Origin of the sequence: Benzoatithermus flavus (genome assembly GCF_037908215.1) — a bacterium.
GTDB classification, from domain to species: Bacteria; Pseudomonadota; Alphaproteobacteria; order Geminicoccales; family Geminicoccaceae; genus Benzoatithermus; species Benzoatithermus flavus.
Genome location: NZ_JBBLZC010000004.1, coordinates 133,627 through 159,308 on the forward strand (window position 1 = coordinate 133,627; position 25,682 = coordinate 159,308).

Below are 25,682 nucleotides of genomic sequence, written 5' to 3' on the forward strand. Positions count from 1 at the left end.
AGAGCGGGCTCGTCCCGATGGCGCCGCCGACGACACCCGAGAAGACGGCGGGCCTCAGGGCACCCGGCCCGCTGCGCTCGTGCCCCGCCGCCGCATCGGCATTCCTCGCCGAAGTATGGTGACGAAAACCGCTGCTCCCGGCGCAGGTGCCCTCGCCGTGACGGGACGGGCCGGGTAAGCTCGCGAGCGGATACCAGCCAGGCGGGATGCGATGCGCGACGATCAGCTCTTCGGCCTCATCGCGATGGTGGCGCTTCTGGTCTGGCTGGGCCGCGCCTATGTCCCGGAGCCGCGCCGGCGGCAGGCCGAGATCGCGGCTCTCGGCCTCGTCGCGGTCGGAATCGCGCTCGCGCTGATCCGCTCGGCGATCTGGTTCGCGGGCTGAAGGCGGCTGGCTCGGCTCAGCCGAGCGGGCTCACCCCGAACAGCCGGGGATGCAGCCACAGCAGGAGCACGTAGAGGGCGAGTGCGGTGGCCACGCGCCAGAGCCCGATCTCGCCCGGTACGAGCCGCTGACGATGCTGGAGGATGGCGGCGAACGGCAGGTTCGAGGTCGCCTGCAGAAAGACGCCCCAGCCCGGCGCGTTCTCGCGCGTGCGCCGCGCATCGATCAGGACGGTCCCGCCCAGCGCCAGGACCGCGAACGTGCCGAAGAACACGACCGCTGCCGCGTCGCCATTGGCGAGCAGGTGGAGGAGCGCCCACAGGCCCACGCCCCACATGAACGGATGCCGCGTCACCCGGACGATGCCGGTGGCCGGGTCGCCGGCATCGGGATCGGGCTTCTGGCCGACGACGGTCGGGTTGGGGGCGGTGACGGCGCAGACGACGAGGAGGAAGGACAGCGGCATCAACGCCACCACGAGATGACGCAATCCCGGCCCGGCCTGCCACATCGGAACGAGCGGTGCCGCACGCCAGGCCACGATCAGCCAGGCCAGCGCGACGAGCGCCAGGAGGGAATAGAGTGTCCGGTAGCCTCGCTCGCCCACGCGCCCGATCAGCTCCACCCGCAGCGGCGTGCTGGCGATGCCGAAATGCGTGCCGATCAGGAACAGCGCGGCGATGGTCAGGTTGAGCATGGCTTCCGTCGTCGGTCTCGCCACGGCCGGCACGGGTGATCTGCAGCGCGCCATCGGGCGTATACACAAGATGATAACGAAGCAAGGCTCGACACGACCGGCAAGTCCAGCCGGGCAACACATCGGTGGGATCGCGAAAGAGGGCGGCGGCCGCACGGATCAGGGCAGCGGCGCCGTGGCTGCCGCCCCGACCGTTCCAACCGGCGCGCCAGCCTTGAAGAGCCGCTCGAGCGGGTCGAGCCCGAGCCAGTAGCAGAGTTCCGCCGGCTGGCCGATACGCCAGACCGCGAGGTCGGCGAGCGCTCCCACCTCGAGCACGCCGCGATCCGCGAGCCCCAGCGCTCGGGCCGCCACACGGGTCATGCCGGCGAGCGCCTCCTCGGGTGTCAGGCCGAACAGCACGCAGGCCATGTTGAGGGCGAGCAGCGGCGAGAGCAGCGGCGAGGTGCCGGGGTTGGCGTCGGTCGCCACCGCCATCGGCACGCCGTGCGCGCGGAGCAGCTCGACCGGCGGCCGGCGGGTCTCGCGCAGCATGTAGTAGGCGCCGGGGAGCAGCACGGCCACCGTGCCGGCCTCGGCCATCGCCCGCACCCCGTCCTCGCTCGTGTGCTCGAGGTGATCGGCCGAGAGCGCTCCGAAGCGGGCGGCGAGCGCGGCGCCGCCGAGATCGCCGAGCTGGTCGGCATGGAGCTTGACCGGCAGGCCCAGAGCCTTCGCGGCCGCGAACAGCGCCGCCACCTCCTCGGACGAGAAGGCGATGGTCTCGCAGAAAGCATCGACCGCATCGGCGAGGCCCTCGCGGATGACCGCCTGCAGCATCGGCCCCTTCACGAGGTCGAGATAGCCGCTGCTGTCGCCGGCATATTCCGCCGGCACGGCATGGAGCCCCAGAAAGCTCGTGACCACGTCGATGTCGGGCCGGCGGCCCAGGGTCCGCGCCACCCTGAGCATCCTGAGCTCGGTCTCGGGCTCGAGGCCGTAGCCCGACTTGATCTCGACCGTGGTGACGCCACCTCTCTGCAGCGCTGCGAGTCGCTGCGCTGCCGCAGCCAGAAGCTCCTCCTCGCTCGCCGCGCGGGTCGCGGCCACGGTCGAACGGATACCGCCGCCGCGCCGGGCGATCTCCGCATAGGCGACACCCTGAAGGCGCAGCTCGAACTCGTTCGCCCGGTTGCCGCCGAAGACGAGATGGGTGTGGCAGTCGATCAGGCCGGGCGTCACCCAGGCACCGGCGAGATCCTCGACCAGGACGGCGTTCCGGTGCGGAAGCGCCGCCATCGGGCCGAGCCAGGCGATGCGCCCGCCGCGAACCGCGATGGCACCGTTCTCGATGGCACCATAAGCCATGCTGCCGGGTCGCATGGTGGCGAGATGGGCATTGAGCCAGAGCCGGTCCCAGATCATGCCGCGTTCCTTCGGCGATGGCCGGCACGACGATCCCGCCGTGCCGCCTCGGGATGCCAGAGACTGCTATGAACCTCGGATCGGGGCCATTGTAGGTCGGATGAGCCGCAGGCCCTACCCCTCCGATGCATCCGACGACGAATGGCGTCTATCGCTGCCGCGCCATCCATAGCGGGCGACACTTTCGTCGCTGGCGCCGCCCTCAGGCGGCCCCGTACACCATCTTCTGCTCGAGCGCGACGAGGCGGCGGCGCTCGTGGCGGTTCGGCGGGCGGGCAAGGAGGCGAGAATGCTGCGCCGGAACTCGGCGTACTCGGCCGGGTCCTCGTCGGGCAGCAGCGGAAAGCGGGCGGTCATGGGCATCCTCGAGCGGACCGGGAAGCCTCACGCCCGCACGCCGTCCCACTCCTTGAGCTGCTGATCCGCCCGCAGCCGCATCCGCTGCAAGTCGACCGCGGCGAACACGTCATCGAGGCTCGGCGTTTCGCCAGCATTATCCATCAGAGGCAATGTTGCCTGCGCCTCGGTCCAGAACCGTCGCTGAACGGCCGTATCGGCAACGTAGGTTTCATCCCACCAGCCTATGATGCGGTCCTCGGCGCGCCGGAGCGCGCCCGCGGAAACGAGGAGGTCCCTCTTCTGATGCTGGTTGATCGCGCGATGGGCGGGCATCAGGTTCCACAAGCCCTCGCAGGGCCACAAGCTCCACGGCAGGCAATGGTCGATGTCGAGGGTCCCCTCGTCGAGGGTGCGGCCCGACCAGACGCAATAGACAGGCTTGCCCTGGTCGAGGCGTGCCACAGCGAGATCACGGGCCATCTTGGTCGAGCGGTCGGGATCGCCCCACGACAAGGCCGAGAGCGCGGCATCCGTATCGAAGGGGGCAGGCTGCTTGCTGGCGTAGCTTCGGATCATCGCGAGCCATTCGCTGACCAGAACGGGCTCGATCCAGACCGAAAGCCGGCGCCAAGCCAGCCAGAGATGCATCGGGACCCGCACGACACCGAAGCTCCACAAGGTCGGGGCATCCAGTTCCAGACGGCTTTCCAACCGTGCGGGCGTCGCCCGCTCCGTCGGGAAGATTGGCCGCCCGTCGGCAAAGGTCGTGTAGGTCGCGGGCATCGTCTGGATGACCGATGCAGCGCGGACGAGCGCCCCACGCAGGTTGACGGCATCCTCCCCTACGAAGACCGCGCCGGGTCGGAACTCCATGGGCGCCACATGGGAGAGGGCACGGAACTCCGGCCCGACGAAACCGAGCCCTTTCATCCCCGTCTGCGGCAGGCTGCGTGCAAGCAAAGGCTTGTAGGCACGCAACCAGAACAGCGCGACCAACCCTAGCGGGATGCGCACGTAATCGTCGCCCTCCATCTCGGCCATCCCGGCATAGCCATCCGCGATCCGTGCCAGCACGCGCAGCAGGGCCAGCTTGTACGTCGTCGACTTGCGGTCGTTGAGGATGATCCCGCGCAGCAGGGGCAGAGCGCCCGTGCTGTCGTCGGGCAACGCCAGCACGACGACGGTCCAGCTCACACCCGGCCGGCCGAGCTGATCGGGCTCGTCGCGCACCCACAGCACCTGCAGGCCGTGCTGGGCCGCCAGCCGCTCGACCTCGGCCGCATCGACCGGGTGCAGCACCCGGCCCAGGTCCGCCGGCCCGTGGCGCAGGCTCATCATCAGCCTGCCGCCCGGTCGCGGCCAGGGACGGCCTTGCCGGCCTTCCGGACCCTCTAGAATAGAAAGCGGCTGTGAGGAGGGCTTCGGGTGAGCTTGGCTGCCGCGCTGGATCTCTACGACACCGAATCGCGGGCAAGCTCGATCCTATTCGGCGCGAGCTGCGGGACGAGTACGGCCAGCCGCACCGCCATCCCTGGGTCGTCGGGTACTCCGGCGGGAAGGACTCGACCGTCGTCGCCCATCTGGTGTTCGAGATGCTGCCGGAGCTGCCCCGCTCCGAGCGGGTCAGGCCGGTTCACATCGTCGCCAACGACACCCTCGTCGAGTCGCCCCTGGTGGTCGCGCACATCAAGACGACCATGACCCGGTTTCGGGAGGCCGCCACGGCGCTCCGACTCCCGCTCGACGTCGAGATCACGGCACCCCGCCAGATTTGGGCTGAAGACATTGCGACAAATGCGGAAAGAGCCGCCGGGCGCTGCCGCATACGGCCAGTGGAGATCTAGAGTTGCCGGATCACATCGTCGTTCTTCTGGCGAAACCGGAAGGGCGCAAGCTCGTTCGCAAGCATTGTCTCGAGAACGGCTTCGACATCCATCTCATGCAAGAGCTCGTCGAGGCGGAGCTCGAGCAGGTCGGCAAGCAGCGCAAGGCCGGCCTTTGGGAAAGATTCGACGATATTTTGGATCGCATGGATATCGAGAGCGATGCATCTCAGAAAGATTGAGCTCAAGGATTGGAAAGCCTACGTCAGCGCATCGATCGAGCTGCCCCGGCCGACGGAGGGGCGGAACGTCATCCTCGTGGGTGCGAAGAACGGATACGGCAAGACCTCGCTTTTCGAGGCCATCGTTCTCGGGCTGAGGGTTTTATGACAGCATAGATAACAGGTCGTTGATCCGGTCGTTACCAGCAAAGCGGGCGAACAGGGCGATGGAGGCATCGACCATGCGCTCGGCCTTGGAGACCACGATCGAGCGACGGCGGAACCGCGCCAGCCAGTGCCGCTGCCGAGCATGGTCGCGCTCGATGCCGTGGGTCTCGTCCTTCCCGGCATAAAGCTGCCCGATAGGCAAGAGCACTTCGTAGACCGCGTAATCGTCGGCGCAGTAGAGCCGGGTGCGCCAGCCCTTCAGGCGCGCGATCAGCCGTTTGGCAGTGGCAGCATCACGACCGCCGCCTTCCCAGTCCACCAGCCACCCTGAAGCACGATCCCAAGCCTTCCAGATCCAGAGCTAGTTTTAACATAGTGCCACATCTCGTCCAACTCGATCACCAGCGCCCGGCCTTCCGGCGTGGGCTTTTGGGCGTAGACCTTGGCGAACTGCTCGATCCAGGCCTGGACGGTCGGGGTCGAGACGCCCAGCAGCTTGGCGGTGCGGTTCATCGACAGCCCGCTGACATAGAGCAGCACCGCCGTGACCTTCATCGCCAGAGGCTTGCCGGGCAGCGGGGTATCGGTGAAGTTCAGCCCGCACGCCTTGCAACGGTAGCGCTGCTTGCCGCGCATGAACCCGTTCTTGACGTGCTCCTCGCTCCCGCAGGCCTTGCACCGCAGCCCCATCGCCCCTCCCCGGCTACTGCACCCATTCTTGCCAGAGATATAGGCGATCTATGCTGGACTAAAACCCTCCACTTTCTCTGCCCCACACAGCCACAAGATCACTGTCAGCATGCGGCACCGACGGCTGCAGACAAACGTGTTGCGCGGCCGTAATCTGTCAACGTCAGTTGCATCTGGAGGATCGGACAATGGACGAAGAGATTGTCGAACGCGTCGTCATGCGCAACGGCGACGTCATGACCCGCCGCCGGGGGCAAGAGTATTAGGACTACAACGGCAAGCCCGGCGAATGGGTAAAATACGGCGAGAGCTTCATCTGCTTCTCTGGCGTCATGCACCCCGATACTGCGGATATGTTCAACCGCAGGCTCGGCAATGCTAAGAGCCTGACCCTGCTTCATTCTGAGAAGCAAAACCGCCGAGACCCTGCATGACGGCGAGCGCGACGGCGGGCAGCACCGCGCCTTCCTTCCACTTCTGCAGGAGCAGGCTCGGACCGCCGTCGCGCAGATATTCGAGCGCACGAATGTGGTCGTCGCGGATCGAATAACCCTTGGCCTGCATTTCCTTGGCCACCTCGATCCTGTTGGCAGCCGCCTGCCGGACGGCAGGATCGTTGTCGAGCTTCTGCAGCAGCTTCGGGTTCTGCAAGTAGCTGCTCAGCAACTCCGTGCGCTTGCCCTGACCGGCAAACTCCTTGCCGGAAACCGCGCTGTAATCGATGTAGTCGCCCTGCACGTGCGCACGGCTCGCCTGCGCGCCAGGGAACGGCCGTTTCAGATCCTCTGCCAGCGGGCCGGGCTTGTTCGGCGTGCCTAATTCCTTGGCACCACCGAAGAGCGTGACGCCCTCGCCGGTATCCGCGGCACCCGGGATATTGTACTTCCGCACGATCTCCTGCAACTGGTGCATCTGCTCTTCGGTCAACGGCTCGGGCGTGGCAATCGTGATGCCCTCGCTGTACTTGGCCTTGTTGCCCACGACCGGCTTGTGCCACGCACCGGCATTTTGCATGTCCATGTAGGCCCGCAGTGCCTCGGCCGTATTCATCATGGTGCGGCTGGCCTGATCGATCACTTTGCCGGGGTCGGCGGCAGGATTGGGCTCGAGCTTTTCGCCTTTGGCAATATCCGGCGATGACAGGGTATTAGGCTCGAAGCTGACCAAAGGTCTGGTGCTGCGGCCTGGATTGACTTCCAAAGCGCCGCCTGGAGCCGTGTCAGCACCCGTCATCGGTATGCTGTTGCGGTTGTACATCCAAAGCGCATTGTAAAGGATATCGTTGCCGGTCGGACTGTTCCACGACAAGCGCGGATCATTCGAGAAGGCCGCGCGCACGTCGTACGGCTGGTTGACAAGCTCATCCATGTGGCCCGTGCCAGCACCCGGCACCAACTCGTATGTGCTGTATGCCGTGTATTTCGGGAAGTGTTCCGTCGGGCTTTCATGCGCAATGGCCAGCGCCTCTTCCAGCGTCTTCGCGCGGCCCTTCGCCAGCAGGTCGAGGGCTTTCTGGTAGACCCACGGCGACGCCTGCGCCGACTGCGCGTTCCAGTCCGTCTTGCCGCCGACCGCCTTTTTGTTGAGCCGGTCGACGCGCAACATCATCTCGGCGTCCATGAAGCGATGCTCCGCGTCATGGAGGCCCTTTTCGATTTCCTCCCGGCTGTATCCCTGTACCGTCGCCTCGCGCGTATCGTTGACGCCCGTGACCGGGAACGGCTCGTTGGGATTGATGGCCTGTCTGTAGGGCAGTGTCTTGCGCCCGAGACGGATCTGCAAGCCGCCCTTTCCGGCGTCGCGCGCTTCGTTGTAAATCCTCGCTTTGGTCGTGTCGCGCACGCTGAACAGAGGATTGCCGACCTCGTAATTGTTATGCGCGCGCAAGGCGAAGCCAAGATTGGGATCGGGATCGGCCAGCGGGCTCCAAAGCCCGTTCTCGGCCGCCATCAAGTCCATCTTGGCCGGGTCGCCGCCCGTCACCTCGCGGATGCCCGCGCGTGCGCGCTCGTACCAGTCCCAGCTCTTTGCGCCACCTTCGACCATCTTATCGATCAGGGCGCGGCGCTCCTCCAAGTCCTTGAAATCCTTGATGCTGGCCGGGCCGCCGTAAAAGCCGCCCTCCGGCTTCAGCACGTGGAATTCCCCCGACAGCGCGCGCAATCGCCTCCTCCTGCGAGAGCTTGCGCAGCGGCAGTGGATCACCCTTGTAGGACGGCGGCCCCTTGACCGGCTGCGTTGCCTGCAGATCGTCGGCACTGGCCCCGAGGCCGATGCCCTTCGCCTTGCTGCGCCTGGCGGCACTGGATGTCAGCGCCTCCGTGGGCGCATCTCCCGCAGATGCCGCAAGCGCTTTCTGCATCGCCTTGGCACCCTGTTCAGCTTCCGTACCAATGCCAAGCCGGGGTCGCTGCAGCGCGTGTTCGGCGAGAGGGTCGACCTTGCAGGGTTGCCGGACGGAGTGTGCGTAACGCGTATCCCGGATGCGGGGCGGAAACGCGCGATGAAGGTCCAGGCATGGACGGCGAGCGACAAATGAGGGGGCTTCCGTCAGGCCGGTGCCTGTAGAAGCCTCGGCCATTTCGGGACAGATGATGGTCCGTATGTCCCACTCCGTGGGCAAACGCGTCCACGGCACCCTCTACCTCCACCAGGACGCCCTCGGGACGCTCGGCGCAGAGGAGCAGGCGCTCGTCCACGAGGCCGGGCGGCTCGCCGGCGACTTCGCGTGGAACGTCGTCAAGCTCGACCCCGAGCGTCCGGGTCGGGTGGGGCTGCTGCGCTACGAGCCGTTCGACGCGGTACCCTTCCCGGCGCTCCTCGACAGCGCCGCGGTGGACGTCCGGGCCGGCCGGGTGGTACGGCGCTCGTTCCAGCGCTCGGCCAACCCGCCGATCCTCCATCGCAAGGAGCTGCTCCTGCCGGAGGGCCACCCGGACCGGGAGCGCTACGCCGCCCTGACCCGCTCTCTGGAACGGCTCGGCCTGTTCGCCGGGGCCAGCCGGATCGGGTTCCGGCAGGCCTGGGAGGCGCGTCTCGCCGCCGCCGCGATGCGGATCGAGGGCCATCGCCTCGTCGAGGTGCTGACGGCGCCCGCAGCGGCGCCGGGTGATACCCAGGTCGAGCGCCACAGGACCGCGATCGCCCGCGATCGCCTCTCCGCACCGATGCAGGCCCTGGCCCGCCACGGGCTGCTCGTGCCCGAACGCACCGTGCTGGACTATGGCTGCGGCCAGGGCGACGATGTCCGGGCACTGCTGGCTGGCGGCTTCACCGCCACGGGCTGGGATCCGCACTTCGCGCCCGATGCGCCGCGCGAGCCGGCGGACATCGTCAATCTCGGCTTCGTCCTCAACGTCATCGAGGAGCCGGCGGAGCGCGTCGAGGCTCTGCGCAGCGCCTTCGCGCTGGCTCGGCAGTGCCTTTCCGTGGCGGTAATGCTCGCCGGCAAGAGCGACACCACGGGCCTGCAGCCCTATCGCGACGGCTTCCTCACCCGCCGCGGCACCTTCCAGCGCTATTTCCGTCAGGAGGAGATCAAGGCCTTCGTGGAGGAGATGCTGGGCGAGGAGGCCATCGCCACCGGTCCCGGCATCTTCCTGGTCTTCCGCGACAAGCTGTTCGAGCAGCGCTTCCTTTTGGGCCGGCAGAGCCGCCAGCCTGCGGCGGGGCTCGCCCTGAAGCTTCGCCCGCCGCGCGAGCGACCCAGCGCCGACGAGCGCGATCTCGCGGCGCTGCGGCCATTGCTCGAAGGCCTGTGGCGACGGATGCTCGAGCTCGGCCGCCCGGCCGACGCGAACGAACTCGACCCGGAGCTCGTCGAGGCACTGCACCGGGCGCCCGGCGGCCTGCGTCGGGCCGAGCGCCTGTGCGGCACGCTGTTCGACCCGCAGGCGCTGACACGCGCGGCCGCGGCCAGGAAGGACGATCTGCGCGTCTATTTCGCCCTCAACCTCTTCGACGGCCGCACGCGCTACACGGCGCTGCCGCCCGAGCTGCAGCGCGACGTACGCGCCTTCTTCGGCAGCCATGCGCAGGTGATGGAGGAGGCGCGCACGCTCCTGTTCTCGGTCGGCGAGCCGGCGGTCATCAAGGCGGCTTGCGAGCAGGCCTACGATTCGGGCCTGGGCTGGCTGGAGGACGAGCACGCGCTCGTGCTCACGACCGCACTGGTCTCGCGGCTGCCGGCGGCGCTGCTATGTCGGCTGTGCCGCGCGTCTGTTCGGCGACATCGGCTTTGCCGACCTCGTCCGGATCCACATCGGCTCGGGCAAGCTCACGCTGCTCACCTACGATGGCTTCGCCGACCGGCCGCTGCCCGAGCTGCGGGAACGGATCAAAATCGACCTGCGGCGGCAGCGGGTCGACCGCTTCGACTATGCCGAGGGCGAGCAGGTGCTCTTGATGAAGTCGCGCTATCTCGCCCCCGACCTGCCCGGCTACGCCGAGCAGGCCGCCTTCGACACGGCGCTGGCAGCACTCGGCCTGTTCGACCTCGAAGGCTACGGCCCGAACGCTGCGACCCTCGAGGCGCTCCTCCGCCAGGCGGGCCGCCGCGTCATCGGCTTCTCCCTCGTCGAGGCCGCCGTATGAGCGACCGCGAGCTGCCCGATCTCGGCGCCTTCGGCCTGCACCTGCGCTACCGCGACTTCGTCGAGGCGGGGGAGACCTGAGCGCGGTTGCGCCCCGACAACCGCCCGCGCGACCCCCGGTACCTACGCCGCGATGGCGCGCCCGTGCCGCGACGTGCCCGACCCGGCGATCGAGACCGCTTCGGCCCGATCCGCCTCGCTTACGGCCACGCGGGTCCGGCGCTCACGCGCGCCATACCCGGCCGGATCTCCCCGCCGCTCGACCAGCATGCCGGCCACGAGCGGCGCCGCGACGACGCCCCGATCTGCGCCCGCCTCGGCCAAGCGGTGGACTTCGAGGCCCCCGGCGTGCCGACGAGCGGGGTCGCCGCCTTCATCGCCCGGGAACTGCCGTTCGACCGTCTCTACTACTACGGCCGCGACCGGCCGCTGCAGGTCAGCGTCGGCTCGGACGAGTGCCGCGATGCGGCGGACAAGTTTCGGGGACGAACCGCAGCCGAGCCGGGCTTCACGCCCGACGGCACGCACGCGTGGCTAGCCGACAAGGATCACGGGGACGATCGAATGCCGCCAAATGCTCGGAAGGGATGGTGCCCAGGGGCGGATTTGAACCACCGACACGCGGATTTTCAGTCCGCTGCTCTACCAACTGAGCTACCTGGGCTCGCGGGTGGGGGCCTTATAGAGGCATCGGCGGAGGCTGTCCAGTCCGTGCTCGCTGCCGCGTGCAGACGACCTCACGTCCCGGATCGGCGTCCTTCCGCGACCAGACGGGCGGTCGCGGTCTCGATCCGCTCCTCGAGGATCTGCATGAAGATCTTGCGGTCGAGCCCCGGCGGGATCGGCTCCAGGAACTCGACGACGACCCGGCCGGGATACTTCAGGAAACCGCGCCGGCGCCAGAACAGGCCGGAATTGAGCGCCACCGGCACCACGGGCAGCTTCAGTGCGGCGTAGAGCGCCGCGACACCGGGCTTGTAGTCCGGCGGATCGTCGGGGGCACGGCGCGTCCCTTCCGGGAAGATCAGGACCGAGAGGCCGTTCGCGGTCGCGGCCTTCGCACCCTCGACCAGCGAGCGGATCGCCTTCGCCGCCGCACCCCGGTCGATGCGGATGTTCTGCGCGCGCATCAGATACCAGCCGAACACCGGAATCCGGGTCAGCTCCTCCTTGAGGCCGACCGCGAGCTCGGGCACCAGCACGTGGAAGACCAGGGTCTCCCACGCCGACTGGTGCTTGCTCGCGATGATGACCGGCTCCCGCGGCAGGTGCTCGCGGCCGCGGACCTCGTAGTCGAGGCCGACGACCACCTTGAGCAGGACCAGGATGCCCCGCTCCCAGAACCGCGCCACCCGTCGCATTCCGGCCGGCGAGAGGAGGGGAAAGGCGGGCAGGACGACGAGGCACGTCACCGCCGTCCAGAGATAGAACAGCACGTTGAACAGCAGGGCACGCAGGCCCAGAAGCGGCGATGCGGGCAAGGCGGCAGTGCTCCCGAGCTCGAGGCGCGTGGAGAAAACCGGCCCCGCCCACGTTTGGCAAGCCCGGCACTGGTTCGGATCGCTCACCGGACGAGCGAGTGCTGGTCCAGCTCTCGCAAAAGAGCCTCGGCACCCCTCAGATCGGCGGTCTCGAAGCCCTCGGTGAACCAGTCGTGGACCCGGGCGAGCAGCTCACGGGCCTCGCCGGGCCGGTCACAATCGGCCCAAAAGCGCGCCAGCGACACCGCAGCGCGGAGTTCGAGGGACCTTGCCTCCTGCCGGCGCGCGATTCCGAGCGCCTCTTGGAATGCGGCCACCACCTTCATTCCATTTTTCGTTCCGCTCCCGCGCAGCAGCTCGCCTCGAAGGCGATGCAGCTCCGCCTCGTGGGCGCGCTCGTCGTTCCTCGCGACCATCGCCAGTGCCTCATCCAGGACACCCAGTCCGTCCTCGGTCCTTCCTGTCCTGCCATACGCTCCGGCCAGCAGGACGAGGAAGGACGCCCGCCAGAGCTCGGCGCCCGTCGCCCGCAGGTCGGCCAGGCCCTGACGCATCTGCGCGATCCCTTCCTCCCCTCGCCCCTCCTCGAACCAGGCCCAGCCTCGCAGGACGACACCCATGGCCATCCAGAGCGGAAACCCTTGCTCCGCGCAGAGTGTCACGGCCGCCTCGGCGTGCTCTCGGGCCGGCTGCCACTCGCCACGAAGCTGCCTGAGCCAGGCCGCCCAGACGAGGGCGAGGGCGAGGCTCTGCGGATGGGACAGATCCCGAGCCAAGCCGAGCGCCTCGTGGCTCCGCTCCAGGGCTCGCCCGGGAAAGCCGAGCTGCCACAGGGCCAAGGCCGAGTAAGAGAGGCAGACCACCCCGGGATCGATCCCGTACGCCGAGGCATGGGACCGGCAGCAGTCCGCATCGTAGGCCGATGCCCCCTTCTCCAGGTGGGAAAGGGCTGCCGTCATGTCCCCGAGCCAGAACAGCGGCACCCCGAGCGCCCGATGGGCCTCGGCGAACAACGCCGGATCGTCGAGCCCTTCGGCCAGACGGAGGAGCTGCTCTCCGGCCTCGCGGGCTGCCCGCAGCTCCCCCCGGACGTGGTGGAAGCGATAAAGGCCGTGCAGCACCGGGAACAGCCTGGGGGTGTCGCCCACCAAGCGGCACAGCTCATGTGCTCGCAGGTAAGTCTCCGCCACCTCGGGGGCCGCATAGCCCCGTGTCGCCATCAGCGCAGCGCCGAGCGCGATCCGCAGATCCAGCTCCTGCAGGGTCCGCTCGGGACCATCCGGCAGGGTGCGGAGCAGCTCCAGGCCACGGGTCAGGTGGCCGACCGCCTCCGCGTAGGCCGAGCGCTCGGAGGCCCGATCGCCCGCCTTCTGCAGGTACGCCACAGCCTGCGACGCGAGACCGGCCTCCGCCAGATGGTGCGCCAGCAGTTCCGGCTGCGTCTCGGCCGTTTCCGGGAACCGCTCCTCCAGAACCTGGGCGATGCGGGCGTGTATCTGCCGACGTTTGCCGCGCAGCAGGCTGGTATAAGCAGCGTCCTGCACCAGAGCGTGCTTGAAGGTGTAGGTGGCGTGCGGCGCGATACCCCGACGGAACACCAGCTCGGAGTCGACGAGCTCGGTCAGGGCGTGGGCGAGCTCGTCGCCGGACATCGGAGCAACGGCGGCGAGCAGCTCGTGGCTGAACTCGCGCCCGATCACCGCCCCGATCTGGGCCACCTCTCTCACCGGCGCCAGCCGGTCCAGCCGGGCCATGAGCGAGTCGTAGAGCGTCGCCGGGATTGCCAGCCTCGGCAACGGCCCGGCCAGGGTGTAGCGGTCGCCTTCCTCCTGGAGCAGGCCGGACTCGAGCACGACCTTGGTCAGCTCCTCGACGAACAGCGGCACCCCATCCGTCTTGGCCGCGATCTGCTCCAGCACCTCGGGCGGCAGCATCTTGCCACCCGCTACCCGCTCGGCCATGGCCGTAACCTGGCGCTGGTTCAAACGGTTGAGCGTGAGCAGGCTGACATGGGCGAAGCCGGTCCAGGGTGGCCGGAACTCGGGCCGGAACGTGATCAGCACCAGCACCCGCGAGCCTGGGATACGGTCGATGACCAGATCGAGCAGCTCGAGGGTGGTCGGATCGCTCCAGTGCACGTCCTCGTACAGCGCCAGCACCGGCTGCCGCGCCGCGAGCCCTTCGAGCTGGGTGAGCAGCGCGGCGAAGGCCCTCTCCTTGCGCCGCTGCGGGCTCAGCGACAGCAGCGGGTAGCGACCGCCGCTCGGGATCGCGAGCAGGTCCGCGAGCAGTGGCGCGACCGCCCGGACGTCGTCGGTCGCGAGCGCGATCAGGGCCTCGAGCTTGTCGAGCTGCCGCTCCGGCGGGTCGCCGCGTGCGAGCCCCGCTCCCCGTTCCAAGAGGCCAATGACCGGGTGGAGGGCGCTGCCCTGGTGGTAGGGGGAGCAGAAATGGCTGAGCGGGGTGTAGGAGCGCTCGGCCAGATGCTCGCGCAGTGCTCGGACAAGGCGCGATTTGCCGACGCCGGGCTCGCCGCACAAGAGCACCACCTGGCCCTCGCCCTCTTCGGCCTGCCGCCAGCGGTCGAGCAGGAGGCCGAGCTCGTGCTCGCGTCCGACCAGCGGCGTCAAACCCGCCGTATGGCGGGCCTCGAAGCGGCCCTCAGCACGGCTGCTGCCGAGCACGCGCCAGGCCCGGACGGGTGCGGTGAAGCCCTTCAGGCGATGAACGCCGAGGTCGGCATACTCGAACATGTCGCCGAGCAGGCGCCGGGTGGTCGGGTCGACGACCACGCTACCCGGCTCGGCGATCGCCTGCAGGCGGGCGGCGAGGTTCGGGGTCTCGCCGATCACGGCCTGCTCCTGCGCCGCACCTTCGCCGATCGGATCGCCGACTACGACCAGACCGGTCGCGATACCGACCCGGGCCTGAAGCGGCGGTCCGGCGCACGGCGTCAGGGCGCCGATGGCGCACACCGCCTGAAGGCCCGCGCACACCGCCCGTTCGGCCTCACCCTCGTGCGCCCTGGGCCAGCCGAAATAGGCCAACACGCCGTCGCCCATGAACTTGGCGACATGACCCTCGAAGCGGACGATAGCGCCGGCGCAGGCGTCCTGATAGACGCGGATGACCTCGCGCAGGTCCTCCGGGTCGAGACGCCCCGCGAGCTCCGTCGAGCCGACCAGATCGCAGAACAGCACCGTCAGTTGCCGCCGCTCGGCACCGGGTGGGGCGACAATCGGGGGATTCCGACCTTTGCCCTCGACAACGGCTCGCTCGGCCCCGGTCGGGGATGGCGTGCCGGTATCGCTTCGGGCGTCGGCGCGCAGGGCGGTCACTGCCTTCAGGAGCTTGAGCCGCGGGCCGAGCGGCAAGCCCAGCTCCCTGAGGTGCTCATCGGTGAGTTCCGGCAGGACCGCGGCGTCGATCTCGTTGTCGCGGAACACCGGCTCGTAGCGCTCCAGGCCGAGACCTCGAAGCCAGGCCGCGATGTCCACCTTGCCCTCCTCGTTCGGGCGCTCCGTCACCGCCTCAGGGCGGAAGTTTGCCATGAATCCCGAGAGCAGGCATGCCAAATCACGCCTCGCCAGAGCCGTACGCCGGCTGAAATCGAGCGCCGATCGGGCATCGCTGGGCACCCGCGCGCCGCATCACGGACCTGCGCCATCGCACGCCGCTACCTGCTGATCTCAGGCGAGCAGCATGGACGCTAACGTAGGCGCGCGAGCCTCCAGCGCGCCGTCGCCCGCGCCACCAGGGCGCCGAGAAGGGCAACCGTCACCGGCGCGCAGCCGAGCAGGAGCCAGTGAAGCGGGGCGAGGCCGAGCGTCGGCAGCGGACGCGCGGGCAGGACCGCCGGCGTGATCTCGCAGCCGAGCAGCGTCAGCACGGCCGCCCCAAAGCCGAGCAGCCCTCCGCGGAGCACGCTGCCGAGCGCATGCTGCTCGAACTGCCGGGCGACGTAGCGGTCGGGTGCGCCCATGAGGCGGAGCAGGTCGATCGTCTCCTCGTGGAGATCGAGGCCCATGCGGGTGACGACCGCGATCACGATCAGAAGTGCCGCGCCCGCGATCAGGCCGGCGCCGAGCGCGAGCTCGGCCGTCGTCCGCGCCCGCGCGCGCTCTTCGCCGTGCGCGGGGCGCAGATTCTCGACCGTCGCTCCGGACGCCAACGCCTCGAGCCTGCTCGCGAGCGCTTTCCGGTCGGGCTCGCGGCCCGGATTGAAGGCGACGTCGACCAGACGCGGCATCGGCAGGCCGGAAGCGACGGCATCCGGGCCGAGCCAGGGCCGGACGAGGTCGCTCAGCTCCTCCGCCGGCACCGCCCGGGCGAAGGCGACACCGTCCGCCTGCTTCGCGGCCGCGACGACCCGCTCCACCTCGTCCGCCGGGGTCGCTTCGGTCGCGGGCGGCAGCACCACCGTGAGGAGCTGCGGTGCCAGCGCCAGGCGCCGTGCCGTGCCGTCCGCGGCGATGGCCACGGCGACGGCGATCACCGCCAGGAAGACGAGCCCGCCCGCGATCCAGGCGAGGAAGCGGCTCACCGGCGTGTCCTGGATGGGCAGGTCGAGATCGACGAGGCGCACCATGGCCGGCCTCAAGCGCTCATGGGAAGCACGGACGGCACGGGCGGACGCAAGCGCCCGTCCTTCATGCTGAGCACGGGGAACGGGTAGCGCCGGACGAGCTGCTCGGCATGGGTCACGAACAGGACGGCCGTGCCCAGCCGGCTCAAGGACAGGAACAGGTGCATCAGGCGCTGCGCCTTCGCCTGGTCGATGCTGCTGGTCGGCTCGTCGGCCAAAAGCAGGCTCGGGCGGCACATGACGGCACGGCCGACCGCGACGAGCTGCCGCTGCCCCATGGAGAGCTCGGCCGGCCGCCGCTCCAGCACGTCGCCCAGCCCCAGCCAGGTCAGCATCTGCGAAACCGAGGTCGAGATCTGCTCGTCGCTCGCACCGTTGATGCGCAACGGCAGCGCCACGTTGTCGAACGCGCTCAGATGATCGAGGAGCCGCAAGTCCTGGAACACCACGCCGATGCGGCGGCGCACCGCCGCCAGCTCCTCCTGGTCGAGTTTCGCGACGTCGCGGCCGAACAGCACGAGCTTGCCCTCGGCCGGCGGGTGCGACAGGCTGAGGAGGCGGAGCAAGGAGGTCTTGCCGGCGCCACTCGGGCCGACCACGAAATGGAAGCTGCCTGCCGTCAAGCGAAGGTCGATGTCGTGCAGCGCCGGCGTGGCGCCGTAGCGCATTCCCACACCCTCGAGCTGCAGGATCGTCGCACCGCTCTGCTCCAAGACACTGCGCCCCTGCTGCCTTGCCTGCCCGTCGTACTCTACACTTTCATGAAATTACGTCCAGCCCCGTTCAACTCGGCCGCGATGATCCGTGCCGCCAGGACCCGACCTCACCCATGATCGTGACCTGCCCCAGGTGCCAGACCAGCTACCAGCTCGCGCCCGAGTCGCTGGGTGAGAAGGGACGGATGGTGCGCTGCTCGAACTGCGGCCAGCGCTGGTTCGTAGCCCCTCGAGCCGAATCGGCATCCACACCGCCTTCCCCGAGCGTCCCCCCACCGAAAATGCCGAGCGCGGCCCCGCCGCCTGCTTCCTCATGGGAAGCGACGGGCACGCCCCCCTTGCCGGCTGCCCCCATGAGCACACCGGCGCCACGGCGGCGCTCGTTCCTGGGCTGGCTCGTCCTCACCCTCGTCGTGCTACTGGCGGCAGCGCTTCTGATCGGGCGCAACGAGATCGTGGCCCGTTTCCCGGCGACGTTGCCGTTCTACCAACACTTGGGCATACCCGTTCGGCCGCCGCTCGGGGTCGAGTTCCGCAACCTGAGCTCGGTGCAACGGCTCCAGGAGGGCCGGCGGCAGCTCGTCGTGAGCGGCGAGATCGCGAACGTCGCGGACCGGCCGAGCGAGGTGCCGCCGATCCGCGTCGGGCTCCTCGACGGCGAGCGGCGCGAGATCGGCTCGGCACGGTTCGATCCGCCCCGGACCACCCTCGAGCCTGGTGCGGCCACCCCTTTCGAGGTCACGATCGACGAGCCGCCGCAGGCGGCGGAGAGCTTCACCGTCTCGTTCGGGGACCGTTCTTGACCATCGCCCGTCTCCCGACGCCGATGGCGCTCGCTCTGGCCGAGGCGGAGGCCGCGGCCGCCGTCGGCGAGGTGCCGGTGGGTGCCGTCGTGGTCGGACCCGACGGGGCGGTGCTCGCCCGCGATCGCAACCGGATCGAGGAGCGGCGCGATCCCACCGCCCATGCCGAGATCCTGGCGATCCGGGCCGCAGCGGCGCTCATGGGCACGCCGCGCCTCGTCGGCTGCGATCTCTACGTGACGCTCGAGCCCTGCCCGATGTGCGCGTTCGCCGCGAGCCTCGCCCGCCTGCGGCGGGTCTATTACGGCGCCGAGGACCCCAAAGGCGGGGGCGTGGATCATGGCCCTCGCATCTTCGCGAGCTCGTCCTGCCATCACCGTCCCGAGGTCTATGGCGGCATCGGCGAGCGGAAGGCGGCAGTGCTCTTGCGCGGCTTCTTCAAGGAACGGCGCTGACGGCCGTTCCGGCCCGCGCCGAGCCTGCCGCCCGCCGGGGGCGAAGGCGGCTCAGCCGATGACACCCGCCGCGCGCAGCCGCTGCCGCTCCACATCCGAAAGCTCGAGAAGCTCCTCGAGCACCTCGTCGGTGTGCTCGCCCAACGTCGGCGGGCTCCGTCTGTAGGCAGGCGGCGTGCGGCTCATGCGGATCGGGCTGGCGATCAAGGGCACGCTGCCGGAAGCGGCCGAAGCGTGCGGCACGTCGACCCGCATGCCGCGCGCCCGGACCTGCGGGTTCTCGAACACCTGGTCGATGGTGTTGACCGGGCTGCAGGGAACGCCGAGTGCCGCGAGCCCGTCAACCCATTCCTGTGTCGTCTTCGCCCGCATATAGGTCGGCATCAGCGCATAGAGCTCGTGGCGGTGCTCGACGCGCAGGCTGTTCGTGGCGAAGCGCGGGTCGGCGGCGAGATCCTCGGCACCGGCGAAGCGGCACCATTTCTGGAACTGGCCGTCGTTGCCGACCGCGAGAATGACGTAGCCGTCCCGGCTCTCGAACACCTTGTAGGGCACGATGTTGGGATGCTCGTTGCCGAGCCGGCGCGGCACCTTCCCGGAGAGCAGGTAGTTCGTCCCCTCGTTGATCAGCCACGCCACCTGCGTGTCGAGAAGGGCGAGGTCGATATGCTGCCCCTCGCCGGTGGCATCCCGATGCCGCAGGGCCGCCAGGATCGCCACGGTCGCGTACATCCCGCACATCACGTCGGCGATGCCGACACCCACCTTCATGGGCTCGCCATCGGGCTCGCCGGTGATGCTCATGATACCACCCAGCCCCTGGGCCAGATAGTCGTAGCCCGCGCGCAGCGCGTAAGGTCCGGTCTGGCCGAAGCCGGTGATCGAGCAGTAGACGAGGCCGGGAAACCCGTCCCGGAGCTGCTCGTAACCCAGATCGTAGCGGGCGAGGTCGCCCACCTTGAAGTTCTCGACCAGGACGTCGCACCGTGCCAGCAGCCGGCGTACCAGCGCCTGACCTTCGGGCCGTGCGAAGTCGATCGCAACCGAGCGCTTGTTACGGTTCGCGCACAGGTAATAGGCGCTCTCGGCCGTGGGCTCGCCGTCCTTGCCGACCACGTAGGGCGGACCCCATTTCCGGGTATCGTCGCCGACCCCTGGCCGCTCGATCTTGATGATGTCCGCACCCAGGTCGCCCAGGATCTGGGTACAGGTGGGCCCGGCCAGGATGCGCGTGAGGTCCAGAACCCGAACGCCGCTCAGGGCCTGTGCGCCGATCATGCCGCTCTCCGGCCAGCAAGACGACGGCCGCGCCGAAAGCGGCCGGGAAGACCGGGAACGATGCTTAGCGCTCCGCCACAGGGGCGGCAAGCCGTGCCATCCGCGCGAGCGCGAATGCAACCCTTCTTCCTTCATCTGCCGCCTTGACATCTCTGGGTGGGGCGACATCTAAGGTGAGCAATCAGGACCGTAGTGGTCCTTTTTCCAGGCGATCGGGCAGACGGTGATCAGGCTCAGCAAGCTCGCCGATTACGGCATCGTCATCGCGACGCATCTCGCGCGCCATCCGGATCGGCAGCAGACCGCCCCGGAGGTGGCGGCGGCCACGAGCGTGCCGGCACCCATGACCAGCAAGATCCTGAAGCTGCTCACCCGCGGCGAGATCCTGGTCTCGCATCGCGGCGTGCGCGGCGGCTACGGGCTCAGCCGGCCGGCCGAGGCGATCACGGTGGCCGAGGTGATCGAGGCTCTCGACGGGCCGATCGCGATCACCTCCTGCATGGAGCCGAGCCAGCACGATTGCGGCATCCTCTCCTTGTGCCCGGCGCGGGCCAACTGGCAGCGGATCAACGCCGCCATCCGCGAGGCGCTGAGCGGCGTCACGCTGGCCGAGATGGCGCACAGCATCCCTGCCGCTTTCCTGCTGCCGGAGGAACGGCAGCTTCTCGATGCGCGGCTTTGACGGGGACCGGTGCCTTGACGATCGCCCGGCCCTCTTACGGAACGTGACGGAGTTCAGCCCATGGCGTCGGCCCTAGACCAGGTCCGCGAGTTCACCGGCAACGAGTACAAGTACGGCTTCGTCACCGAGGTCGAGGAGGACCGCGTCCCCCAAGGCCTGAACGAGGACATCGTCCGTCAGATCTCGGCCAAGAAGAACGAGCCCGAATGGATGACCGAGTGGCGGCTCGAGGCCTACCGGCGCTGGCTCACCATGGAGGAGCCGACCTGGCAGAAGCCGAAATATCCGCCGATCGACTATCAGGCGATCAGCTACTACGCGGCTCCTGTGCAAAAGGAGCGCCCGAAGTCGCTCGACGAGATCGACCCCGAAATCAGGAAGACCTACGACAAGCTCGGGATTCCGATCCGGGAGCAGGAGATTCTGGCCGGTGTCGCCGTCGACTACGTGTTCGACAGCGTCTCGGTCGCGACCACCTTCCGGAAGAAGCTGGAGGAGCTCGGGATCATCTTCTGCTCGATCTCGGAGGCGATCCAGGAACACCCCGAGCTCGTGCGCCGCTATCTCGGCTCGGTGGTGCCGCAGGGCGACAACTTCTTCGCCGCGCTGAATTCGGCCGTGTTCTCGGACGGCAGCTTCGTCTACGTGCCGAAGGGCGTGCGCTGTCCGATGGAGCTCAGCACCTACTTCCGCATCAACGCCGCGGGTACCGGCCAGTTCGAGCGCACGCTGATCATCGCCGACGAGGGCGCTTACGTCAGCTACCTCGAGGGCTGCACGGCACCGCAGCGCGACGAGAACCAGCTCCACGCCGCCGTGGTCGAACTCGTGGCGCTCGACGAGGCCGAGATCAAGTACTCGACCGTCCAGAACTGGTATCCCGGCGACAAGGAGGGCAAGGGCGGCGTCTACAACTTCGTGACCAAGCGCGGCGCCTGCCGCGGGCGGAAGTCGAAGATAAGCTGGACCCAGGTCGAAACCGGCTCGGCCATCACCTGGAAGTACCCGTCCTGCATCCTCCAGGGTGACGACTCGGTGGGCGAGTTCTACTCGGTCGCGGTGACCAATGGTCACCAGCAGGCCGACACCGGCACCAAGATGATCCACATCGGCAAGAACACGCGCTCGCGGATCGTCGCCAAGACCATCTCGGCCGGGCTCTCCGACAGCACCTATCGCGGCCTCGTCAGGGTCATGCGTGGCGCCGAGGGGGCGCGCAACTACACGCAGTGCGACAGCCTCCTGATCGGCGACAGGTGCGGGGCGCATACCGTGCCCTACATCGAGGTCAGGAACCGCACCGCCAAGTGCGAGCACGAGGCCACGACCAGCAAGATCAGCGACGACCAGCTCTTCTACTGCCGGAGTCGCGGCATTCCCGAGGAGGACGCCGTGGCGCTGATCGTCAACGGGTTCTGCCGCGAGGTGATGGAGGAGCTGCCGATGGAGTTCGCCGTCGAGGCCAGGAAGCTCCTCGGCATCTCGCTCGAGGGCAGCGTGGGCTGAGGCCGTAAGCGAATTCGGATCGGAAAGCGGATCGATATGCTCGAGATCAAGGATCTGCACGTCGAAGTCGACGGCAAGAAGATCATCAACGGCCTCTCGCTCGAGGTGGGTGCGGGCGAGGTTCATGCCATCATGGGCCCGAACGGCTCCGGCAAGAGCACGCTCGCCTACGTGCTCGCCGGCCGCGAGGGCTACGAGGTGACGAAGGGCAGCATCACCTTCGACGGCCAGGACCTCCTCGAGATGGAGCCCGAGGAGCGCGCTGCTGCCGGCGTGTTCCTCGCCATGCAGTACCCGGTCGAGATCCCGGGGGTGGCCAACATGTACTTCCTGCGCCAGGCCATGAACGCCGTGCGCAAGGCGAGGGGGCAGCCCGAGATCGGCGCCGCCGAGTTCATGAAGAAGCTGCGCGAGAAGGCCCGGCTCATGGGAGTGAAGGACGAGCTCCTGAAGCGCGACCTCAATTTCGGTTTTTCCGGCGGCGAGAAGAAGCGCAACGAGATCCTGCAGATGGCGATGCTCGAGCCGCGCCTGTGCATCCTGGACGAGACCGATTCCGGGCTCGACATCGATGCGCTCCGGACCGTGGCGGACGGCGTCAATGCGCTGCGCGATCCCTCGCGCGGCATGATCGTCATCACCCACTACCAGCGGCTCCTCGACTACATCGTGCCCGACCGGGTGCACGTGCTGGCGCGCGGCGCCATCCAGCGCTCGGGCAGCAAGGAGCTGGCGCTCGAGCTCGAGGAGGGCGGCTACGGTGCGCTCCTCGGTCCCGAGTTCGCGCACGAGAGCGCTTCGGCGGGGGCCGCCTAACCATGGCCGTGGCACGTCGCACGATCGAGCCCGTTCCGGCCTTCGAGGCGGCGTTCGCGCAAGCCCGCGAGCGCCTGCCGGGGGCGAAGCTCCCCGCCCTCGCCGACTGGCGGCAGGCGAGCTTCGCCCGCTTCAGGGAGCAGGGCATCCCGACGAACCGGGTCGAGGCCTGGAAGTACACCAACGTGGCGCGGGTCGTGAACGTGCCGATGGGGCTCGCCCCCAAGGTCCAGGTGCGCCTCGACGACCTCGCCCCCTACCTCGCCGGCGGCCCCAAGGCGCGGCGGATGATCTTCGTCAACGGCCATGTCGTGCCGGAGCTCTGCCACATCGAGAGCCTACCCGCGGGCCTGCGAATCACGAGCCTCGGCAAGGTGCTCGAAGCCGAGCCCGAGAAGGTGACGGCCATCCTGCGCGCGACCGCCGAGGACGATCGCTCGTTCACGGCGCTGAATGCCGCCTTCGCCGGGAGCGGGGCATGGATCGAGGTCGACGACGGGGTCGAGGTCGTGGAGCCTCTGCAGCTTCTCTTCCTGACCGTCGGCCGGCCCGAGCCTTTCATGACCCACCCGCGCAACGTGGTTCGCCTCGGCAAGGGGGCGAAGCTCCGGCTGATCGAGACCCATGCCGGCTCGGGCGAAGGGCAGAGCCTCACCAACCTCGTGACCCAGATCGAGCTCGGCCCGGATTCGGCGCTCGAGCAGGACCGGGTCGAGCTCCTGAACGATGGCGCCAGCCACATCGGCAAGGCCTATGTGCGTCTCGCCGACCGGGCGCGGCTGGTCCAGACCGTGGCTACGCTGGGCGGCGGGCTCGTCCGCAACGAGACGGAAGCGAGGCTCGACGGCAGCAACATCGAGTGCCTCCTCAACGGCCTCTATCTCGCCTGCGGCAAGGAGCACGTCGACAACCTGATCCGGGTCCATCACGAGAAGCCCGCGAGCCACTCGGACCAGTTCTACAAAGGTGTGATCGCCGATCGGGCGCACGCCGCCTTCGCCGGCAAGATCATCGTCCACAAGGACGCGCAGAAGACGAACGGCTACCAGAAGAACGACAATCTGCTGCTCTCGGACGATGCCGAGATCGACACCAAGCCCGAGCTCGAGATCTACGCCGACGACGTGAAGTGCAGCCACGGCGCCACCTCGGGCAATCTCGACCCCGTGGCGCTGTTCTATCTGCGCTCGCGCGGACTCGAGCGTGAGACGGCCGAAAGCCTGCTCACCTTCGCCTTCGCCGCCGAGGTGATCGAGCGCTTCTCGGACGAGACGGTGCGCCGGCAGGTCCGGCGCGTGGCGTTGTCGCGCCTGCCGGGCGGCGCGGCGCTGGGAGACCTCGCGTGACCATGGCGGCTCTGCGCTCCAGGGATGCTCCGGCCTACGACGTGATGCGGGTGCGTGGGGATTTCCCGATCCTCGGAACCCGCATGAACGGCCGGCCGCTGGTCTATCTCGATACTGCCGCGAGCGCCCAGAAGCCGCGGGTGGTGATCGAGACCCTGAAGCGCTTCTACGAAGAGGACTACGCCAACATCCATCGCGGCGTGTACGACCTCAGCCAGCGCGCGACATCCGCCCACGACGAGGCGCGCCGGAAGGTGCAGCGCTTCCTGAACGCGGCCGACTGGCGCGAGATCGTCTTCACGCGCAACGCCACCGAGGCGATCAACCTCGTGGCAGCCTCCTTCGCACGCGGCCGGCTCGAGCCCGGCGACGAGATCCTCGTCACCGAGATGGAGCACCACGCCAACATCGTGCCCTGGCAGCTCGTGGCGGCCGAGACCGGCGCCAGGATCGTGCCGGCGCCGATCACCGATGCGGGCGAGCTGATCCTCGAATCGTTCATCGAGCGGATCGGTCCGCGCACGAAGATGATCGGCGTGGTCTGGGTCTCGAACGTCCTGGGCACGGTGAACCCGGTTCACGAGCTCGTTCGCATCGCGCACGGGCGCGGCGTGCCGATCCTGATCGACGCCGCCCAGGCCGTGCAGCACATTCCGGTCGACGTGCAGGCGCTGGATGCGGACTTCCTCGTCTTCTCGGGCCACAAGCTCTACGGGCCTTCGGGTGTCGGCGTGCTCCACGCCAAGGCGAAGCACCTCGAGGCCATGCCGCCCTACCAGGGCGGTGGCGACATGATCGAGACCGTGAGCTTCAAGGGCTCCACCTGGAACGAGATCCCCTTCAAGTTCGAGGCCGGCACGCCCGACATCGCCGGCATCGTGGCGCTGGGGGCCGCGATCGACTACGTCGAAGGACTCGGGCTCGACGCTATTGCCGCGCACGAAGCCGAGATGCTGGCCTATGCCACCCGGGCGATCAACCAGGTTCCGGGTGTGCGGGTGATCGGCACCGCGCCCGAGAAGTGCAGCGTGCTCACCTTCGCCATGGACGGCGTTCACCCCCAGGACATCGCCACCATGCTGGACCTCGACGGAATCGCCGTGCGCACCGGCCATCACTGCGCCATGCCGCTGCACGAGCGGTTCGGGCTCGCGGCGAGCGCCCGTGCCTCGATCGGCCTTTACACCACGCAGGAGGACATCGACGCCTTCGTCAGGAGCCTCCACCGCGTCGCGGAGATGTTTCGATGATGGATAGTGCCAGCTCCAACGCCGGCGACACGGCGGCCCTGAACCGCGCCGCAGCGATCCTGGCCGACGATCCGGCGACGACGGCACGCCGCGATCGGGAAGCCGAGGTCGACGCGCTCGGCGTCAAGATCGTGGACGCGCTCAAGACGGTCTACGACCCCGAGATCCCGGTCAACATCTACGAGCTCGGGCTCGTCTACAAGATCGAGGTCGAGGACGACAACAAGGTCCTGATCGAGATGACCCTGACCTCGCCCAACTGCCCGGTGGCCGAGAGCCTGCCGGGCGAAGTCGAGCACAAGGTATCGGCGGTCGAGGGTGTGACCGGCTGCGAGGTCAAGATCGTCTGGGACCCGCCCTGGCATCCCTCGATGATGACCGAGGAGGCCCAGCTCGAGCTCGGGCTGATCTACTGACGGCGGAACGGGGGCGCCGCGGCGCCCCC

At 68.5% G+C, this 25,682-nt stretch carries 23 protein-coding genes, 1 tRNA gene and 2 pseudogenes; 14 read left to right on the forward strand and 12 right to left on the reverse strand.

Translation table 11 applies throughout. The features are described 5' to 3' along the window. Positions 1-211 precede the first annotated feature (211 nt). The gene (locus tag U1T56_RS05765) at positions 212-385 is read left to right on the forward strand and encodes a hypothetical protein (RefSeq protein WP_418158492.1); all 174 of its coding nucleotides are present in this window, start codon (positions 212-214) and stop codon (positions 383-385) included. A 16-nt stretch (positions 386-401) separates the two neighbouring features. Here the strand turns inward: U1T56_RS05765 and U1T56_RS05770 are convergent, their stop codons facing one another. The 3 genes from U1T56_RS05770 to U1T56_RS05780 all read right to left on the reverse strand — a co-directional run bounded on the left by U1T56_RS05770 (position 402) and on the right by U1T56_RS05780 (position 4,163). Next, positions 402-1,082, reverse strand: a complete 681-nt coding sequence (locus U1T56_RS05770) for an NnrU family protein (RefSeq protein ID WP_418158493.1) — start codon at positions 1,080-1,082, stop codon at positions 402-404. Between the two features lie 159 nt (positions 1,083-1,241). Continuing rightward, positions 1,242-2,486, reverse strand: coding sequence for an imidazolonepropionase (hutI, locus tag U1T56_RS05775; protein WP_418158494.1), 1,245 nt, complete (start codon positions 2,484-2,486; stop codon positions 1,242-1,244). 384 nt (positions 2,487-2,870) lie between these two features. Beyond that, on the reverse strand, positions 2,871-4,163 hold the full coding sequence (locus U1T56_RS05780) for an HNH endonuclease domain-containing protein (protein WP_418158495.1): 1,293 nt from the start codon (positions 4,161-4,163) through the stop codon (positions 2,871-2,873). Positions 4,164-4,417: 254 nt separating this feature from the next. On the opposite strand from U1T56_RS05780, the gene U1T56_RS05785 reads away from it, so the two are divergent. The 3 genes from U1T56_RS05785 to U1T56_RS05795 are packed head-to-tail and all read left to right on the forward strand — an operon-like array spanning position 4,418 to position 5,038. Then, a complete protein-coding gene (locus U1T56_RS05785; RefSeq protein ID WP_418158496.1) occupies positions 4,418-4,669 on the forward strand; it encodes a hypothetical protein in 252 nt (83 codons plus the stop codon). Positions 4,670-4,671: 2 nt separating this feature from the next. Then, positions 4,672-4,890, forward strand: coding sequence for a hypothetical protein (locus tag U1T56_RS05790; RefSeq protein WP_418158497.1), 219 nt, complete (start codon positions 4,672-4,674; stop codon positions 4,888-4,890). Next, on the forward strand, positions 4,871-5,038 hold the full coding sequence (locus tag U1T56_RS05795; RefSeq protein WP_418158498.1) for an AAA family ATPase: 168 nt from the start codon (positions 4,871-4,873) through the stop codon (positions 5,036-5,038). The genes U1T56_RS05790 and U1T56_RS05795 overlap by 20 nt, the downstream gene beginning before the upstream one ends. Here U1T56_RS05795 and U1T56_RS05800 read toward each other — a convergent pair. Further along, positions 5,033-5,727: pseudogene (locus tag U1T56_RS05800) on the reverse strand (IS1 family transposase). The gene U1T56_RS05795 and the pseudogene U1T56_RS05800 overlap by 6 nt on opposite strands. Positions 5,728-6,105: 378 nt before the next feature. Beyond that, a complete protein-coding gene (locus U1T56_RS05805; RefSeq protein ID WP_418158499.1) occupies positions 6,106-7,890 on the reverse strand; it encodes a hypothetical protein in 1,785 nt (594 codons plus the stop codon). 440 nt (positions 7,891-8,330) lie between these two features. Between U1T56_RS05805 and U1T56_RS05810 the strand changes: the two genes are divergently transcribed. Continuing rightward, complete coding sequence (locus U1T56_RS05810; protein ID WP_418158500.1) at positions 8,331-10,400, forward strand: DNA phosphorothioation-associated putative methyltransferase; 2,070 nt, start codon at positions 8,331-8,333, stop codon at positions 10,398-10,400. Positions 10,401-10,442: 42 nt separating this feature from the next. Here U1T56_RS05810 and U1T56_RS05815 read toward each other — a convergent pair whose 3' ends face one another. The 6 genes from U1T56_RS05815 to U1T56_RS05840 form a co-directional block, all read right to left on the reverse strand. Further along, positions 10,443-10,643 carry a hypothetical protein gene (locus tag U1T56_RS05815; protein WP_418158501.1) on the reverse strand — a complete coding sequence of 67 codons (201 nt, stop codon included), beginning with the start codon at positions 10,641-10,643 and terminating at the stop codon, positions 10,443-10,445. 264 nt (positions 10,644-10,907) lie between these two features. Continuing rightward, positions 10,908-10,983, reverse strand: a tRNA-Phe gene (locus tag U1T56_RS05820). Positions 10,984-11,056: 73 nt separating this feature from the next. Then, positions 11,057-11,800 (reverse strand): lysophospholipid acyltransferase family protein, encoded by a 744-nt coding sequence (locus tag U1T56_RS05825; protein ID WP_418158502.1) that lies wholly within the window; start codon positions 11,798-11,800, stop codon positions 11,057-11,059. Positions 11,801-11,883: 83 nt separating this feature from the next. Further along, the gene (locus U1T56_RS05830; RefSeq protein WP_418158503.1) at positions 11,884-15,351 is read right to left on the reverse strand and encodes an adenylate/guanylate cyclase domain-containing protein; all 3,468 of its coding nucleotides are present in this window, start codon (positions 15,349-15,351) and stop codon (positions 11,884-11,886) included. Positions 15,352-15,509: 158 nt separating this feature from the next. After that, positions 15,510-16,388 (reverse strand): cell division protein FtsX, encoded by an 879-nt coding sequence (locus tag U1T56_RS05835; RefSeq protein WP_418158504.1) that lies wholly within the window; start codon positions 16,386-16,388, stop codon positions 15,510-15,512. A gap of 8 nt (positions 16,389-16,396) precedes the next feature. Further along, positions 16,397-17,098 (reverse strand): cell division ATP-binding protein FtsE, encoded by a 702-nt coding sequence (locus U1T56_RS05840; RefSeq protein ID WP_418158505.1) that lies wholly within the window; start codon positions 17,096-17,098, stop codon positions 16,397-16,399. 116 nt (positions 17,099-17,214) lie between these two features. Here U1T56_RS05840 and U1T56_RS05845 point away from each other — a divergent pair. From U1T56_RS05845 to U1T56_RS05855, 3 genes and pseudogenes are all read left to right on the forward strand, one after another. Continuing rightward, a pseudogene (locus tag U1T56_RS05845) lies at positions 17,215-17,310 on the forward strand (zinc-ribbon domain-containing protein); the annotation flags it as partial. Positions 17,311-17,454: 144 nt separating this feature from the next. Beyond that, positions 17,455-17,904: a DUF3426 domain-containing protein gene (locus U1T56_RS05850; protein ID WP_418158598.1), complete on the forward strand. Its 450-nt coding sequence runs from the start codon at positions 17,455-17,457 to the stop codon at positions 17,902-17,904. 23 nt (positions 17,905-17,927) lie between these two features. Continuing rightward, positions 17,928-18,359, forward strand: a complete 432-nt coding sequence (locus U1T56_RS05855; RefSeq protein WP_418158599.1) for a nucleoside deaminase — start codon at positions 17,928-17,930, stop codon at positions 18,357-18,359. Positions 18,360-18,410: 51 nt separating this feature from the next. Here the strand turns inward: U1T56_RS05855 and U1T56_RS05860 are convergent, their stop codons facing one another. Then, positions 18,411-19,637 (reverse strand): CaiB/BaiF CoA transferase family protein, encoded by a 1,227-nt coding sequence (locus U1T56_RS05860; protein WP_418158506.1) that lies wholly within the window; start codon positions 19,635-19,637, stop codon positions 18,411-18,413. Between the two features lie 223 nt (positions 19,638-19,860). On the opposite strand from U1T56_RS05860, the gene U1T56_RS05865 reads away from it, so the two are divergent. Genes U1T56_RS05865 through U1T56_RS05890 form a run of 6 tightly spaced genes read left to right on the forward strand, consistent with a single transcriptional unit; the run spans position 19,861 to position 25,653 of the window. Then, entirely contained in the window at positions 19,861-20,319 is a 459-nt protein-coding gene (locus tag U1T56_RS05865; protein ID WP_418158507.1) for an SUF system Fe-S cluster assembly regulator, read from the forward strand. A gap of 60 nt (positions 20,320-20,379) precedes the next feature. After that, the gene (gene sufB / locus U1T56_RS05870) at positions 20,380-21,825 is read left to right on the forward strand and encodes a Fe-S cluster assembly protein SufB (RefSeq protein ID WP_418158508.1); all 1,446 of its coding nucleotides are present in this window, start codon (positions 20,380-20,382) and stop codon (positions 21,823-21,825) included. A gap of 36 nt (positions 21,826-21,861) precedes the next feature. Continuing rightward, on the forward strand, positions 21,862-22,641 hold the full coding sequence (gene sufC / locus U1T56_RS05875; RefSeq protein ID WP_418158509.1) for a Fe-S cluster assembly ATPase SufC: 780 nt from the start codon (positions 21,862-21,864) through the stop codon (positions 22,639-22,641). 2 nt (positions 22,642-22,643) lie between these two features. Then, a complete protein-coding gene (gene sufD, locus U1T56_RS05880; RefSeq protein WP_418158510.1) occupies positions 22,644-23,987 on the forward strand; it encodes a Fe-S cluster assembly protein SufD in 1,344 nt (447 codons plus the stop codon). A gap of 2 nt (positions 23,988-23,989) precedes the next feature. Further along, positions 23,990-25,237 carry an aminotransferase class V-fold PLP-dependent enzyme gene (locus tag U1T56_RS05885; protein ID WP_418158600.1) on the forward strand — a complete coding sequence of 416 codons (1,248 nt, stop codon included), beginning with the start codon at positions 23,990-23,992 and terminating at the stop codon, positions 25,235-25,237. Beyond that, complete coding sequence (locus U1T56_RS05890; protein ID WP_418158511.1) at positions 25,234-25,653, forward strand: SUF system Fe-S cluster assembly protein; 420 nt, start codon at positions 25,234-25,236, stop codon at positions 25,651-25,653. Before U1T56_RS05885 ends, U1T56_RS05890 begins: the two co-directional genes overlap by 4 nt. The last annotated feature ends 29 nt before the right edge of the window (positions 25,654-25,682 follow it).